Genomic DNA, 16414 nt, shown 5'->3' with positions numbered 1-16414 from the left:
TAAACAGGTTTGAAACATCAAACCAAGCAAACATAAGCTAGCTTTAATTGAGGTTACCCTGGCCGCGCCAATTTGGCATCACCAGACTCAACTAACGCTGACATAGTCCGAATTACACCCACTCCTATCCTTGACGTCTATTTAGCTACAATTGGAAACGTCCAAGCTTAGAGCCTCGTCCTAACAAGGGTTACGAATGAACTTAGTTATGTAAAAAGGGGCCCGTTGGCCCCTTTTCTGAATGGATTATTTAAATACTTCGTTAAGGTAAGCAGCAATTCTTACCCCTGCCTGCTGCAGACGCTTTTTTACCGTAGGAATATGCTCATAAAGATAATCGTAGTTCATGTTATTAGCGTCCTTAGGGTAGATAGTTTTGCGAATGGCCACACTCTCATCAATCCATGTTTGCGGATTGGTGTCACGCCACTGGTCACGATCAGTATCGCTAATTTTTTGCAATAACCACTCAGTCCATTCGGTGTAAGACAATTTTCTTTGCTCTAGCATTTGTGAGTCCCATACCCTGTGCAAATTAGAATCATTCCAGAAGAAGCGTACTTTTATATCATTGCCCCCTTTATCATTGCCGTTACCTGCGTGTAGGGGTTGGTGAAGATCGCCAATAATATGCACAATAAAACGCAACGCTTTTTGTTTCTCTCTAGCGGAGCTGGTGGGGCTTGTTAGTAATTGGCGAAAATACTGAAGGGCTGTAAATGCATCACCTTGTTTTGGTGCGCCGGTTTGTTGATAGGTTTTATCGCCAGGAATAGTTACATAGTGCCAGGGGGTCGCTGTTCTTTGCCAGAATTCGTCCGGGTTAGAACGCATTTCATCTGCCCAGGTGGATGCTTCAGCCAGAGATTCGTTGGGTAAAAGCGCTTCAACAGCCGATTTGGCTTCGTTTGACAAATAATGCTCGGCAATCGCCCCCGTTACTCTATGGCCTGTCTGCCCCCATGCCATCACAAGTGAAGAGGTAAAAAGGCAGACAGAAGTTAACGATGCAATGAAAATGCGTTGTGTTAGTTTTGGCATTAGTTTTCCCTTAACGTTGGTAGCCCCAGCGAGGCATTAGCGATTGGTCTATTCCAATGTGATCTAGTATTCTGGCGACGACAAAATCAACGAGATCCATGATGGACTGAGGCTGATGATAGAAACCAGGCGCAGCTGGCATAATGGTTGCGCCCAGTTGCGACAGTTTAAGCATATTTTCGAGGTGAATGGATGATAATGGCATTTCCCGAGGTACGACAATAAGCTGTCCACGTTCTTTTAATACAACGTCTGCTGCTCTTTCTATTAGGTTGTCACTCGCCCCGACCGCAATAGAAGAAAGCGTACCAGTAGAGCAGGGACATACAATCATGGTTTTCGGCGCGGCTGACCCCGACGCTACCGGAGAGAACCATTCTTCCTTGCCGTAAACGTAAAGTTGATCTTCATTACAGTGATATTTGTCAATAAATAGCGTTTTAATCTGATCTGGCCGTCCCGGCAGCTGCAAATTTTCTTCGGTAGCGAAAACAACCTTGGCGGCGGATGAAATAAGCAGGTGTACCGTACATTTTGCGGCCAATAATGATTCCAGCAGTCTCAATGCGTATGGCGCGCCGGAAGCGCCCGTGATGGCTAATGTGATGGTTGGGTTAGTCATCTGATTTTTCCGTTCTGGTGGGCAAGGCGTTAAGCAATCGGCGGTGAATATTATCGAACCCGCCATTACTCATGATCAGGATATGGTCGCCGCTTTTTGCATGCTGAAGTAAATAATCAATGATCATGCTGACATCGTCAAAGCATATTGCATCTGATGTACTGGTTGATGCTAATTCAGCCAAAGACCATTGCAGGCCTTTTGGTTCCAACAGCAGTGTATGATCAGCCTGTTGCCAAGATGCAACAAGTTGCGTGTTGTGATGACCCATTTTCATGGTATTAGAACGCGGTTCTAATACGGCAAATATACGTTGCTCGCCCACCTTTTCGCGTAATCCCTGCAAGGTTAACTGTATAGCGGTAGGGTGGTGGGCGAAATCGTCATATACGGTGACCCCGTTAATGGTCCCTCGCACCTCTAATCTGCGCTTAACGTTTTTAAACTGCGCTAGTCCGTTAACTGCGTCGGTAACGGTTACCCCGGCGTGATGCGCTGCGGCAATCGCCATCAATCCATTCTCCACATTATGCAGACCAAGCAAATCCCAATGAACTTCTCCAACAGGCTTATCGTTGTGGCGAACTGTAAAAGCACTGCCGTCAGAGTTTATTAATTCGTACTGCCAGTGTTTGCCGGAAAACTGTTGCGAACTCCAACAGCCGCGGACCAACGTCTCATTAATCGGTTGACTGTGGGAAGGCGATATAATTAAGCCGTTACCGGGTACGGTTCTAACTAAGTGGTGAAACTGCGTTTGAATTGCGGCCAGGTCGGCAAAAATATCGGCATGGTCAAACTCTAAGTTGTTAATAACCAGTGTACGTGGATGATAGTGCACGAATTTAGCGCGCTTATCAAAAAACGCACTATCATATTCGTCGGCTTCAATAACAAAAAACGGGCTCTCACCCAGCCGCGCCGAAATGCCGAAGTTCTGTGGAACTCCGCCTATCAAAAAGCCGGGGTTTAATTCGGCATACTCCAATAACCACGCCACCATACTGCTGGTGGTGGTTTTACCGTGAGTACCAGAAATGCCTATCACCCAACGGTCTTGCAGTACGTTTTCAAGCAACCATTGCGGTCCGCTGATGTAAGGAATATTCCGATTCAGTACATACTCAACGGCTGGGTTCCCTCGCGATAGGGCATTACCCACGATGACAACATCAGGAACAGGATTAAACTGCGCTTCATCGAAGCCCTCTGTCAATGTAATACCTAAGTTTGCCAGTTGTGTACTCATAGGGGGGTACACGTTTTGATCCGAACCGGTGACGGTATGACCTAGAGATTTAGCGATGGCGGCTATACCACCCATAAAACTTCCACAAATGCCTAAAATATGAACGTGCATAGGATCTTCATATAACTTTTTCTTCAATATACTCTACCAGAAGCGACTCGATGTGTTGATATACAACTCAGATTTCCTTTCAATCTTTTTCGCGGGTACAATTAGTGCCCAATTAGTCAATGCCTATTAACACGAAGCAAATTGCTTAGGTCGGCAGATTAATCGATGATCAGCTAAATTACGTTATCTAAAAAAAATTATACTACGCAATGTGATCGCTGATTTACCCTACAAAAATTGATAAAGGCTGTAGCACACTATGAAACGACTTAATTCGCAGTTACAAAAAGACGGTGCCCCGCTCGAACTTATTTTACTTATCCGTACGCTTTTAGCCGGGTGTAAAGAAATCTCTTTTCGTGTTAGTCAAGGCGCATTAGCGGGTGTTTTGGGCTCTACTCTAAGTGAGAATGTACAAGGCGAAACACAGAAAAAACTGGATGTTATTTCTAACCAGATTTTAAAAGATACATTGCGTGAATCGGGCTATGTCAAAGCAATATCCTCTGAGGAAGAAGATGACGTCGTTCCTTGCAATCCTGAAGGCAAGTATCTGGTAAGTTTTGACCCGCTAGACGGTTCGTCAAATACCGAAATTAACAGCCTTATTGGTACCATCTTCTCGATCACGCATGCCCCCCAGTGGATGGAAGCCGATGACCCTTCTGCATTCCTCCAGCCTGGAACGCAAATGGTCGCGGCAGGGTACGTATTATACGGGCCATCAACGATGTTAGCGATGACCACAGGCCGCGGCACGCATCTATACACGTTAGATAAGACCCATGGTGGTTTTCTGTTAACCCATCCTAATATTCAAGTGCCGGAACAAACTAAAGAATTCGCCATTAACACGTCTAATCAACGTCATTGGGAGGCGCCCGTGCAAGAATATATCGGGGATCTGTTGGCTGGCACCGAAGGACCTCGAGGTAAAGACTATAATATGCGGTGGGTAGCGGCGATGGTGGGCGATATTCATCGCGTACTGTGTCGGGGGGGAATATTTATGTACCCGTTCGACAAGCGAAATCCATCGAAGCCGGGTAAATTACGTTTACTCTACGAAGCTAATCCCATGGCTTTCTTGATGGAACAAGCAGGTGGCTTGGCTAACACAGGACACGGGCGCATTATGGAAGTAATGCCAAGTGAAATTCACCAGCGTGTACCCACTTTGTTAGGTTCGAAAGAAGAGATTGAGGCGTGTTTGAGTTACTACGCGAAGCACGAGTCTTAATAGCATTCGCTGCAGTAAACCGGCTTTGTATTTTGACTTAATAGTCTTATACTGTGCGGTTTATTATTACGTCTAAAATAAAGGAAACTTATCAATGAGTTTAAGCAACGTTCCAGCAGGTAAAAATGTACCTGAAGAAGTGAATGTTATCATCGAAATTCCAGCGCAGGCTGATCCGGTTAAATACGAAGTCGATAAAGACACTGGCGCTATGTATGTGGACCGCTTCATGGCGACTTGCATGCATTATCCAACCAACTATGGTTATGTGCCCAATACCTTGTCTGAAGATGGAGATCCGGTCGACGTATTGGTAGTAACGCCTTTTCCTTTATTGTCAGGCTCAGTGATTAAGTGTCGCCCTGTGGGTGTCCTTAATATGACTGATGAGTCGGGCAAAGACGCAAAAGTTATCGCCGTACCCGTTGATAAATTATCTACTATTTATCGCAACGTGCATGACGTAAATGATTTGCCGGAACTACTGCTTCAACAAATTGAGCATTTCTTCTCTCACTATAAAGATCTTGAGCCAGGTAAATGGGTTAAAATTGACGGTTGGGACGGTGCTGAAGCGGCTAAAGCGGAAATCAATGCAAGTGTTGAGCGCGAAAAGCAAAACGGCTAATCATCAAACTTTGGTTTGCTAAATGTGAAGGGGCTCGTTAAATGCGAGCCCTTTTTGTTTTTGGAGAAAAATATGAAATCATGTATTCAGATTTTGTTATTTATCACGTTATCTGCATTTTCAGTTCGTGCAACTGCAGAAGAACCCATTGAAGTTTACTGGGAAGATTTGGTACCAGCCGGGTTTAATCCCATGCAAGCGCCCGCCGTATCGCATGATAACAGTATGGCGCAATTACAGCCTAATGCGCCCGTGGTATCTAAATACGACGGTAAAGTGGTTAAAATCCCCGGTTTCGTTGTACCGCTTGAGGGAACCGCTGAACTCACCACTGAATTTCTTTTGGTTCCTTATTTTGGAGCCTGTATTCATGTCCCACCGCCGCCTTCAAATCAGATTGTTTATGTTAAGTTTGCGGAAGGCGTGCCGATAGAGAACTTATCAGATGCTATTTGGGTAACGGGTTTACTATCTACCGAAGGATGGGCTGGTGAAATAGCGTCTGTGGGTTACCGACTAGAAGGACAAGTTGTCGCGCCTTTTTGATGTGAAAAAAAAGTTTTGGATATTACTAGATATATATAATAAGTTTAGTGATAAGCATTTAAGTTAGCCAAACTAAAAAACAGGTAATCAATGAATTTTCTCAACCGACTATCGATTGCACAAAAGTTATATTTGATACCAATAATTAGTACGATTGCATTTGTATTGTACTTGGTTATTACATCCAATACGGCTTTAGACAATGTTCGTTTGCTGGAAGACGCGCGTGGTGTACAGTTCCCTGCGCTAAACCACTCCCGTGAAGCGCTATTTAATATGAAAAACGTGCGCGATACACTGAGTAGCGCGGTGACTACGGGTGACGAAGAGTCATTGCAACGCGCTAATCAGCTTGCAGAGATCACACGTGAGGAATTAAATTATATTGCTCAGGTTAACCCCGCGTTAAATTCGGAAGCAAATAGTATTCTTTCGAATTTTAATGAGTACTATACGCTGGCTTACAGAGTTAGCGAATCGATGGTGGGGGGCACGGCCGATTTTAGCAAGCTGGCCCAGCAAAGCGTCGAGATGAATGAGAGATTTGAAACTACGACCACCCGATTGGAAAACTTCAGCCAGGCACGTCATGCAGCATTTGAAGAAGCAGTTGATGAATCTAATGAGGCTGCGCGCTCACTCATTATGGTAGGTATAGTAATGGGTGTTATCACTACTATACTGCTGTTTGCCACAGCCTTTCCCATCGTACGTAATCTGCGTGGCGGTGTGACTGAAGTAGTAAACTCTCTGCGCGACATTGCGCAAGAAGATGGCGACTTAACAGTCCGTATTCAGACCAAAAACAAAGATGAGATTGGTGAGTTGGTGCACTGGTTTAATCAATTTGTCGCTAAACTGCAAGGTGTCGTAAAAGATATAGGTCAGTCATCTAAACCTTTGTCAGATCTTGCGAAAAATCTTAATGAGGTGTCAGGCCATACCCGCACTACTATTGATGCTCAGCAACGCTCAGCTGAAGAAACGAAACATGCGGTTGATAACTTAACCAGTAGCGTGAACGAAGTCGCCAGTAGTGCTGCGGATGCAGCCGATGCTGCATCAGATGCCTCTAATGCGTCCAGTGATGGACAACGGGTAGTCAATTCAACCGTTACCAGTATTCAAAACCTAGCGGCGTCGGTACAGGAGACCGCTGAAGTTATTCGCAAGCTAGAGGACGATTCCAACCAGGTAGGTGTTGTTCTAGATGTAATCAAAGGTATTGCGGAACAAACTAATTTGTTAGCGCTGAATGCGGCGATTGAGGCTGCACGTGCTGGTGAACAAGGTCGTGGTTTTGCAGTGGTTGCAGACGAAGTCAGAACACTTGCTTCGCGTACCCAGCAATCCACAGAAGAAATTCAGCATACCATTGAACAATTACAAAATGCGGCCAGATCGGCGGTGACTGTAATGGGACGGGGGACAGAATTAGCTGGCTCGAGCGTTGAGGAAGCCAATAAAGCAGGAAGTAGCTTGACGGTTATCAACGATACGATTTCTCGCATCACCAGAATGAACGATCAAATTGCCAGCGCCACGGGTGAACAGCAAGACGTCGCGAAGAGAATATCAGCTAATGTGGAGGATATTAATCGTCGCACTGATGATACTGCTGAAAGCGCAGAAAAGCTTGCAGGTGTTAGCCAGTCATTGGAACACTTGGCAAAAGATTTCGCCCGTATCATGCAACAATTTAAATATTAATGTTTGTTTATGAGCGGGTTGGCGTAATCCGCTCATAAAAAGAAGCAGGTATTTATGACATTTCAGTCAAGGTATCTTGATAAGATTTGCTGTAAGTATGGACAAAATTAAATTGTCGACGCAGTGACTGGAAGCCTCCTCTTGCCCTCTGCGCCGGCAATTTTTCAGCGTGTTCTAGAGGCTATCCTTTTTTGGTCTCCCCGCTTTGCTCTTCATTATGCGCATGCGACGACCAGAAAATTCCATAAGTGTGTACTTACTATTTTACGATTTAGCGGCAGTATAGATTGCCTCTGCACGATTAAATAGCATCCACGAGGTAAGAATATACTTATCCTGATTTTTTGGTTTTTGTCCCCGATGCGTATGAGTGAATCCTGCCGGGGCAATAACCATTCTACCGGCTTTGGGCTTTATTGAGCGCTTCTGATAATAGAAGTCAGTCTCGCCACCTTCTTCTACATCATTTAGATAGAACATAAATAGTAAGGTACGATGCAGCGCATCATTGTGGGGCAATTGGGGATATACCTCTGAATGCCAGTAAGGATATCCCCCTTCATTCGCTCGATAGCGTTGCGCGTTAATTTCTCCGACTCGAAACAAGTAATTGAGTAAATTTGCTAAATTGGGCTTACCTACCTCTTCGAAATTATCGCCAGTCAGTTTAACCGCTTCTCCAGTAGTTGGATGCCGTACGGTGAGTCCAATCGGGCCGACTAAGGCGAAATAGTATTTTTCCATATAGCGAAGGAGTTGTTCTCCTGTTTTTTGCATAACTTGTGGGAACAATTCTTTAAATTCAGGCTGTTCGCTGAAGGATACATCGGAACTCTTCTTTTTATCAGTATCCACACCCCCACCCGTTCTGCCCGCAGCCAGGTTAGGGCTTTTCTCAAAGGCTGAAATGATCTCGTTACATAACTCAACAGAAAGCACATCATCTATAACTTCGATAAAATCACATTGCTCTTCACTCATGCATCCTTCTCCAATAAGTGGGAGGCTAACGCACTGCGGACTTCATCTGGGATGGCGCACGTTTGCTGATTTTTGTAATCAAAATGCACCATAGTAGTGGTGCCGGAAGCACATTTATTTTCGTTTTGCCAAAGCTCTTGAAATACATCAAAAGAGCTATTCCCAATACGGCTAATATACGTCTTTACCGAAACAGGTCGCCCGTAAAAAATTTGCGCGTGAAAATCCACCTGATAACTGGCGAGAATAAGAGGCCAGTTTTTCAAATCCAGCGTGGGTGTGAACATTTTAAATACAGGTTCACGTGCGGCCTCAAACCAGCCAACGATTACCGTATTACTTACATGCGCCAAGGCATCAGTTTCATAAAAGCGAACATCAAACGATGTTTCCAAGGGGCGATTTGTCATTGTTATACTTTTCCCTCTATTATTAACGGCTCAAAAGTGGCTTTAAAAAGTGTCCTGTGTGCGAAACCTTCGATTCGGCTACCTCTTCAGGCGTGCCCGTTGCGATAATTCGGCCACCGCCCGAACCTCCTTCTGGTCCTAGATCAACGATCCAGTCCGCAGTTTTGATTACGTCCAGATTGTGCTCGATAACCACTACGGTATTACCATGGTCACGTAAACGGTGTAATACTGCAAGTAACTGTTTAATGTCGTGAAAGTGTAGGCCGGTTGTCGGTTCATCTAGAATATACAATGTTTGCCCTGTATCGCGTTTGGATAGCTCTCTTGCAAGCTTAACTCTTTGCGCTTCACCCCCTGAAAGTGTGGTCGCGGCCTGACCTAGTTTAATATAGGATAAACCAACATCTATTAAGGTTTGCAGTTTGCGCGCGATAGACGGAATGGCGTCAAAGAAGGCTCTGGCATCTTCCACTGTCATATCCAGCACTTCGTTGATATTTTTGCCCTTATACTGAATTTCAAGCGTTTCGCGGTTATAGCGTTTACCTTTACACACGTCGCACGGTACATACACGTCAGGTAAGAAATGCATTTCAACTTTAATTACCCCGTCTCCCTGACACGCTTCACATCGTCCGCCTTTAACGTTAAAACTGAAACGCCCTACTTTATACCCTCTTGAACGTGCCTCCTGAGTGCCAGCAAATAGCTCACGAATTGGGGTGAAAATACCCGCATAAGTGGCAGGATTTGAGCGCGGTGTGCGGCCAATTGGACTTTGATCAATGTCGACTACTTTATCGAGCTGATCCAGGCCCTTAATATCTTTGTGGGGTGCGGGTTCTGAAGTTGTGGCTTTGTTTAATTCACGATGAGCAATTTTGTAGAAAGTGTCGTTTATGAGAGTAGATTTTCCAGATCCAGACACACCGGTGACACACGTCATTAAGCCCACTGGGATGGTTAACTCTACTTCATCCAGGTTATTTCCAGTCGCGCCTGTTAAGGTTATAACTTTCTTTTTATCGAATTTTGTTCGTTTTGCAGGTACTTCGATTTTCTCTCTGCCCGATAAATATTTCCCCGTAAGTGAATGCTCACTGCTCAAAATATCTTCTAGTTGTCCCTGGGCAATGATTTCGCCCCCATGGACGCCGGCCCCAGGGCCTATATCAACAATGTAGTCAGCTTCACGGATAGCATCTTCATCGTGTTCAACAACCAGTACGGTATTACCTAAGTCACGTAGGTGCGTAAGCGTCTTCAGCAAACGTTCGTTGTCACGCTGATGCAAGCCGATAGAAGGCTCATCCAGCACATACATGACACCCACTAAACCTGCACCAATTTGACTGGCTAAGCGAATGCGCTGTGCTTCGCCGCCCGACAGTGTGTCTGCACTGCGTGACATTGACAGGTAGTTCAATCCAACGTTGATAAGAAAACGCAGACGGTCCTGAATTTCCTTCAAAATCTTTTCCGCTATTTGGCCTTTTTGCCCAGTAAGGTTGAGATTGGCAAAGAAATCGTACGCCGCGGCAATCGACATTTCAGTAATTGTCGGCAGGGTCGTGTCCTGTAAAAATACATTGCGCGCTTCCAATCTTAGCCGCGAACCCTCGCAGGCACTACAGTGCTGTTGACTTAAATACTTAGCCAACTCTTCTCGCACCGCGTTAGACTCAGTTTCGCGGTAGCGGCGTTCCATATTAGGTATCACCCCTTCAAAAGGGTGTTTGCGCTCCATCACATCGCCGCGGTCGTTAATATATTTGAACTTAAGGGATTTGCCTTTGGAACCATATAACACCACATCCCGCGCTTTGTCAGAAAGTGATTGAAAGGGTTTGGTCAGATCAAAGTCGTATTGTTCTGCCACAGCCTGGAGCATCTGGTAATAGTAATAACTACGCTTATCCCAACCGCGAATAGCCCCACCAGTTAAACTTAACTCTGCGTTACTGACTACTCGCGCAGGGTCGAAAAATTGTCGTGTGCCCAATCCATCGCAAGTAGGGCAAGCACCCGCGGGGTTGTTAAACGAGAATAGACGCGGCTCCAATTCACTTAAACTATATCCACAAAGCGGGCAGGCAAAGTTTGCGGAAAAAATAATTTCTTCCGCTTCCGGCTCGTCCATATTAGCGATTTTTGCATTGCCATGGGCTAACTCTAAAGCAGTTTCAAATGATTCAGCCAATCGCAGTTGTAAATCGTCGCGTACTTTAAAGCGGTCTACCACGACTTCGATAGTATGTTTTTTGTGTAAATCCAGGGGTGGGGGATCGGATAGATCGCAAACCTCGCCGTCGATTCGCGCGCGGATGTATCCCTGAGTCGCCAGGTTTTGTAATACCTTTACGTGTTCCCCTTTACGATCTTCCACGACAGGAGCTAACAACATCAGTTTGCTGCCTTCCGGCATTGCCAGCACCTTGTCTACCATTTGGCTAACGGTCTGTGCATCAAGTGGCGTGTCATGGTCTGGGCACCGGGGGGTACCCACTCGGGCAAACATTAAGCGTAAATAGTCGTATATCTCGGTTATCGTACCTACGGTTGAACGTGGGTTATGCGAAGTTGATTTCTGCTCAATAGAAATAGCGGGCGAGAGACCTTCAATATGATCAACGTCAGGCTTTTCCATCATGGATAGAAATTGCCGAGCGTAGGCTGAAAGTGACTCTACATAACGCCGCTGGCCTTCCGCATAAAGGGTGTCAAATGCGAGTGAGGACTTACCTGAACCGGATAAGCCGGTGATAACTACCAACTTGTCCCTCGGAAGGGTTAAATCGATATTTTTTAAATTGTGGGTGCGAGCCCCGCGAACGTCGATTTTATCCATAGATGCGCTAATTTTTGCCAAAAAGATCAGTATGCCACACCCGAGCCTGAAAGATATACCGGAGACTGGCGTAACATGGTGAATTCAATGTAACTTCGATAAGAAATGTTTACGGTTAATGTAAAAGGCAGATCAAAGTGCACAACATGGGATGTGGCAGAAATTGTGGTAAACTGCGCCGCATTAACGAAATGAAAGCTAATACAGGTGAAGTTTGAACGCACTTGAAGTACGTGCGGCGATTGCGTTGGCGCTGGTCTACGTATTGCGCATGCTCGGACTATTTATGGTTATGCCAGTTCTGGCAGTAGCAGCCATGGATTACCCAGATTACTCTCCTTTAATGGTCGGCCTGGCTATAGGTGGATATGGCTTGACGCAAGCTGCGTTGCAAATCCCAATGGGCATGATGTCTGATCGATGGGGGCGCAAGCCCGTTATTGTGTTAGGTCTATCTGTGTTCGCTGTAGGTAGTTTCATTGCCGCCAGTGCTGACACAATGGCGTGGATGATCGTAGGTCGAATATTACAAGGTGCAGGTGCGATTGCTGGCGCTATAATGGCATTAGCTGCTGATGTCAGTAGAGAATCACAACGCGCTAAAGTTATGGCAATTATTGGCATAGCGATCGGTATGTCTTTCTATTTAGCTGTTTTGGTAGGGCCCCTGCTAGCTGAGCAGTTTGGTTTGGCTGGCATTTTCTGGATAACAGGGATTTTGGCCCTTGCCTGCTTACCACTCATTTTATGGGGTATCCCCAAAGTATCCTTCCTCGCCAGCGGCGACACTCTTCCGCAAGCGAACCAGTTAAAACGGTTATTTTTTTCTTCGCAGCTATGGCGGTTAAATATAAGTGTGATGTTTTTGCATATGCTCATCACCCTATTGTTTGTGCAATTACCGGTGACGCTGCTGCATTTTAATATGTCATTACAAAGCCATTGGACGCTTTATGCCCCTGTATTGCTTGCTTCTATTATCGGATTAGTAGTAATGATGGGAGTGGCAAAGGGACAGATGCCGAAACGATTGTTAATGCTTGCACTGGTATTAATGGGAGCAGGCTTCAGTCTGTTAGCTCTGCATGATGAGAACCAGTGGGTGGTGCTGGTGGCAGTCGTATTCTTTTTTACTGGATTTAACTACTTGGAAGCCAATTTTCCTGCATTGGTTTCAAGTATTGCGCCGGCCGGTGAAAAGGGCACTGCAATGGGGATTTATGCCAGCTTTCAGTTTTTCGGCGCTTTTCTAGGCGGCGTAATTTCGGGCTGGACGGTAAACATTTGGCCAGCGGAAACAGCCTATCTCATCGGGGCCTTAGCTGTAATTCTATGGTTTTTACTCTTAAGCGGGTTGAAAGAAGTTTCTAGGATAAAACGCGTTCAGCTAAAAGGGGTGGCAACTGAGTTGGCTAAATCGAAGCTTAAAGCGCTGCCCGGCGTGGTCGAAGTCACGCAAAATTCCGGGGTGGATACAATATATCTAAAAGTCACCCGCGATTTTGACTTACAACAAGCACAAATGATTGTTACTAAAGAATAGCGTGTAGCTTGTTCTTACGCGTATCATCCGCTTTAATAGAGTTAGGATTAGCAAGGAAGTATCGATGCGTTTTATAACATTTCTTTTATCTTTGGGTCTGTTATGTTTGACGATAGGCTGCGCGATTGACGTCACGCCAAGCGCTTTTATTTATCAAGCGACGCAACCGTTACAGCTGGACACCTCTTCATTACAAAAAGCGATTCAAAAAGATGAAGCTCAGGCTTCCATTACCACCGTACAACTGACAAATTCGCAGGACCTTCAATTGGTAGGTGTTGCCGTCTCGTATCCGAACGCTCAAGTAAACATTGTTTTTTTTGGAGGAGACGGCCAAACCATCAATAAAGGTTCAGGCATTATTCACCGTTTCGGCCAAATTCCGGCCAATATATTGTGGGTAGACTATCAGGGCATGGGGGCCAGTGGTAGAGCCGATAAGCTTAAAGTGGCTAATCTAAAGTCTGATGCGCTTCAGGTTTACGATTACGCAAAGGAAGTCTTCCCTACGCGCTTGCCGACATTAGTGCATGGTCTTTCGATGGGAACCCTGTTCGCCACTTACATTGGGGCGGAACGAGACGTGGATGCGCTGGTTCTAGATGGCGCTCTAAATGATTTACCTAGCGTAGTTACCAACATGATGCCTGGGTGGTCACGGCCATTCACATCGTTAGATATACATCCTGATTTAGCCAATATGAGTAATGTTGAAGCGATCAAAAACTATCAGGGTCCGGTACTGTTTTTGGTGGGTGAAAAGGACAGGGTTACACCTGTCGAATTTGTTGAACAAGTTTATCGCGCCGCTCCGACTGCCAATAAAACCATGTATATCATTCCTGAGCAAACGCATTATCACGCGTTGAAGCAGGATGCGACTATTCAGCACTACCGTGAATTTGTAGAAACTATAAAGTAATAACTAAAATTCACTCGCAATAATATGCGAGCAGCTAAGGAAACGAAGAATAGTATAGTCCTTCTAGTTTACGCCACACAGCCTTAATGCATTACTGTTTTTCTTTTCTGAAGGGGCGTTCAGTTTTCAAATTATTAAAACACTTCGATTCTATCCAGTCATATTTTTCCCACTCTGGCCAGTCAGAAAGTTAAGAAGCGCGTAAATTAGAAACGATCACAATTAAGCCTCAAGGGACGCCACAGGCCCCTTGATCCATTAGGTGTACTATTACTTGCGGAAATCTACTCCACTGTTCGCCGCATACCATGCAAACATTGTGTAAATGGCAGTATTGGTTTTAAGTGCCTCTTGGTTAACCTTATCTAGCGTGTCATTTTCAGTATGATGATAATCAAAATAATCATTGCCATCGGGATAAAAGTTAACGGCGGGCTGGCCTGCTTTACCCAATAAACTCATATCGGACTGACCTTTCGCATTATTGGTCGAGGCCATTTCCACTCCCATAGGGGATAAGTATCCAGCGAACTCTTTTAATTTGCTTAACGAGGTATCTCCCACGCCAGGCGCAAGTTTATATATTTTGCCATTGCCGAAATCCCATTCTGCACCAATCACATGATTCATCATGTTATCCTTATGCTTCTCAACGTAGTCCTTAGCGCCTAACAGACCAATCTCTTCAGCTGCGAAAAGGATGACCCGAATAGTTCGCTTGGGCCTTTGCTTCATTTTGGTAATGTGGTTCACCGCGGCCAAAGTTATGCCCACGCCTATCCCATCATCGATAGCGCCGGTACCTACATCCCAACTATCTAAATGAGCGCCTAAAGTAACAATTTCTTCAGGATTTTCGCTCCCTGTTATCTCCCCTATTACATTCGCGATTGTAACGTTGTTATTCAGTTTTCCGCTTGCCGTGGATGAAATTGACATAGTCACAGGTTGTGTTCGTAGCAGCGCATTTTCCAGCAAATCGGCATCAGGATTGGAAAGGGCTATAGCGGGAATGTGGTTGTTCCCTTCTGAGTAACGCATTACGCCGGTGTGTGCAAAGCGGTGGGAATCTGTACCAACTGAACGCATAGCGAATGCCACCGCGCCACGTTTGGCGGCAATAGAAGCACCATTTACGCGAGCGCCCACGGCTTCACTATACCCGCTACCATCCTTTCTACGTTCCATGGCAAACGCGACATAAGCAATCTTGCCAGCTAAGCTGTTCTGTTTAGCTGCGCTGAGTGCCTCCAAACTCTCAAACATTTCAACCTGAGCTTCTATAGCGCCAGCGCTGGTGCCCACACTGTTACCTAGCGACAGCGCTACCAACTTATGATGGAAAGGAGAGGTCAGTGCGACTTCAAGTTCGCCTCGCTGCCAATCGGGCGCTTGGCTTTCTTCCTTCCATACCTTATCAAATCCCAGTTCTTTCATTTTTACCATTGCCCACTCCACTGACTTTTTCTCCGCAGGGGTACCCACCATTCTGGCCCCTACTTCGGTGGTGAGGGATTCGATGATGTCGTAAGAAAGAGTGGAGTGAACAGTAGCGTTTTTTAGTTCGTCCAATTGGGCATGTAACTTTTCGTCTAAGGCATGTACCGCGCCGCTGAAAAAAAGTGATCCCATTATACCCGCTAAAAAAATGGCCCAACTAAACCGCTTCATTAAATTTCCTTCACAAATAGAGAGTTATTGAAAAATAGACATTCTTAAAAAGATGTCGTTGTTAAATGATTCTAAACGCAATTTTATTTCTATTAACCGATGCTTTCGATCAGTGGTTTTCACTTCAATAAAAGGATATGCTCGGTGACCTAAATAAATACATAAACTGGCCGTTGAATTAAGGTATACTACGCGTAATTCATCCGCTTGAAAACTCCTTATCCTTTTAAAATTCATATGGATAAGTGCGGTAAGTTAAATTAAGTTGCAGGAGATAACGATGGCAAACAGAGGTGTTAACAAAGTCATCCTGGTGGGGCATTTAGGAAATGATCCCGAAGTACGCTATATGCCTAATGGTAATGCAGTTGCGAATTTAAGTCTGGCCACGAGCGAGAGCTGGAAGGATCAGCAAGGGCAGGTACAGGAAAGAACTGAATGGCACCGATTGACCATGTATCGTCGTTTAGCGGAAATTGCCGGTGAGTACTTAAAAAAGGGTGCGCAAATTTATGTGGAAGGCAAGTTGCAGACCCGTAAATGGCAAGACCAGCAGGGTCAGGATCGTTATACAACTGAAATCATTGTCGACCAAATGCAAATGTTAGGTGGTCGTCAGGAAGGAGGCAACGCGAGCGGTGGATACCAGCAGCGCCCTCAAAGTGGAAATCAAGGCGGTAACCCAGGCGGTAACCCAGGCTATAATCAGCAAGGCGGGTATGCACCACAAGGTAATCAGGGCGGCGGTCGTCCTCAACAGCCAAGTAATCAGAGCAATGCAAAACCGGCTATGCCAGAGCCTGATTTTGATTTTGACGACGACATCCCATTCTGATCGCTTTTAGTAGTGGTACGAAAAGACGTAAATAATTTAAAAAACCCTGCAGAT

The 16414-nt window shown here is 45.4% G+C and carries 14 protein-coding genes; 7 read left to right on the top strand and 7 right to left on the bottom strand.

Annotated elements, in window-relative coordinates; genetic code table 11:
- Window positions 1-246: 246 nt before the first annotated feature.
- Genes OPS28_RS04445 through mpl form a run of 3 tightly spaced genes read right to left on the bottom strand, consistent with a single transcriptional unit; the run spans window position 247 to window position 3023 of the window.
- On the bottom strand, window positions 247-1041 hold the full coding sequence (locus tag OPS28_RS04445; RefSeq protein WP_442863965.1) for a S1/P1 nuclease: 795 nt from the start codon (window positions 1039-1041) through the stop codon (window positions 247-249).
- Between the two features lie 10 nt (window positions 1042-1051).
- Window positions 1052-1663: a flavin prenyltransferase UbiX gene (locus tag OPS28_RS04440; protein ID WP_265608239.1), complete on the bottom strand. Its 612-nt coding sequence runs from the start codon at window positions 1661-1663 to the stop codon at window positions 1052-1054.
- On the bottom strand, window positions 1656-3023 hold the full coding sequence (mpl, locus tag OPS28_RS04435) for a UDP-N-acetylmuramate:L-alanyl-gamma-D-glutamyl-meso-diaminopimelate ligase (protein ID WP_265608379.1): 1368 nt from the start codon (window positions 3021-3023) through the stop codon (window positions 1656-1658). Before mpl ends, OPS28_RS04440 begins: the two co-directional genes overlap by 8 nt.
- A 259-nt stretch (window positions 3024-3282) precedes the next feature.
- Between mpl and OPS28_RS04430 the strand changes: the two genes are divergently transcribed.
- From OPS28_RS04430 to OPS28_RS04415, 4 genes are all read left to right on the top strand, one after another.
- Window positions 3283-4263 carry a class 1 fructose-bisphosphatase gene (locus tag OPS28_RS04430; RefSeq protein WP_265608238.1) on the top strand — a complete coding sequence of 327 codons (981 nt, stop codon included), beginning with the start codon at window positions 3283-3285 and terminating at the stop codon, window positions 4261-4263.
- A 94-nt stretch (window positions 4264-4357) separates the two neighbouring features.
- The gene (gene ppa, locus OPS28_RS04425) at window positions 4358-4891 is read left to right on the top strand and encodes an inorganic diphosphatase (RefSeq protein ID WP_265608237.1); all 534 of its coding nucleotides are present in this window, start codon (window positions 4358-4360) and stop codon (window positions 4889-4891) included.
- 72 nt (window positions 4892-4963) lie between these two features.
- On the top strand, window positions 4964-5437 hold the full coding sequence (locus OPS28_RS04420; RefSeq protein ID WP_265608236.1) for a DUF3299 domain-containing protein: 474 nt from the start codon (window positions 4964-4966) through the stop codon (window positions 5435-5437).
- 90 nt (window positions 5438-5527) lie between these two features.
- Window positions 5528-7147 carry a methyl-accepting chemotaxis protein gene (locus OPS28_RS04415; RefSeq protein ID WP_265608235.1) on the top strand — a complete coding sequence of 540 codons (1620 nt, stop codon included), beginning with the start codon at window positions 5528-5530 and terminating at the stop codon, window positions 7145-7147.
- A gap of 264 nt (window positions 7148-7411) precedes the next feature.
- On the opposite strand, the gene OPS28_RS04410 is transcribed toward OPS28_RS04415, so the two are convergent.
- From OPS28_RS04410 to uvrA, 3 genes are read right to left on the bottom strand one after another with little or no spacing between them, the layout of a single operon-like run.
- Window positions 7412-8128, bottom strand: coding sequence for a 2OG-Fe(II) oxygenase (locus OPS28_RS04410; RefSeq protein WP_265608234.1), 717 nt, complete (start codon window positions 8126-8128; stop codon window positions 7412-7414).
- Window positions 8125-8538, bottom strand: a complete 414-nt coding sequence (locus OPS28_RS04405) for an acyl-CoA thioesterase (protein WP_265608233.1) — start codon at window positions 8536-8538, stop codon at window positions 8125-8127. The genes OPS28_RS04410 and OPS28_RS04405 overlap by 4 nt, the downstream gene beginning before the upstream one ends.
- A gap of 22 nt (window positions 8539-8560) precedes the next feature.
- Window positions 8561-11389 (bottom strand): excinuclease ABC subunit UvrA, encoded by a 2829-nt coding sequence (gene uvrA, locus OPS28_RS04400; protein ID WP_265608232.1) that lies wholly within the window; start codon window positions 11387-11389, stop codon window positions 8561-8563.
- 214 nt (window positions 11390-11603) lie between these two features.
- Between uvrA and OPS28_RS04395 the strand changes: the two genes are divergently transcribed.
- Window positions 11604-12932 (top strand): MFS transporter, encoded by a 1329-nt coding sequence (locus OPS28_RS04395; protein WP_265608231.1) that lies wholly within the window; start codon window positions 11604-11606, stop codon window positions 12930-12932.
- A 64-nt stretch (window positions 12933-12996) separates the two neighbouring features.
- Window positions 12997-13854: an alpha/beta hydrolase gene (locus OPS28_RS04390; RefSeq protein ID WP_265608230.1), complete on the top strand. Its 858-nt coding sequence runs from the start codon at window positions 12997-12999 to the stop codon at window positions 13852-13854.
- Window positions 13855-14124: 270 nt separating this feature from the next.
- Here OPS28_RS04390 and OPS28_RS04385 read toward each other — a convergent pair whose 3' ends face one another.
- Window positions 14125-15525, bottom strand: a complete 1401-nt coding sequence (locus tag OPS28_RS04385) for a M20/M25/M40 family metallo-hydrolase (RefSeq protein ID WP_265608229.1) — start codon at window positions 15523-15525, stop codon at window positions 14125-14127.
- Window positions 15526-15805: 280 nt separating this feature from the next.
- On the opposite strand from OPS28_RS04385, the gene OPS28_RS04380 reads away from it, so the two are divergent.
- A complete protein-coding gene (locus OPS28_RS04380) occupies window positions 15806-16360 on the top strand; it encodes a single-stranded DNA-binding protein (RefSeq protein ID WP_265608228.1) in 555 nt (184 codons plus the stop codon).
- Window positions 16361-16414: the final 54 nt, after the last annotated feature.

Origin of the sequence: Alteromonas sp. ASW11-130, assembly GCF_026183735.1 — a bacterium.
Taxonomy (GTDB): Bacteria; Pseudomonadota; Gammaproteobacteria; order Enterobacterales; family Alteromonadaceae; genus Alteromonas.
Note: the sequence above shows the minus strand (reverse complement) of the source record. Positions and strands in the feature narration are given on the sequence as shown.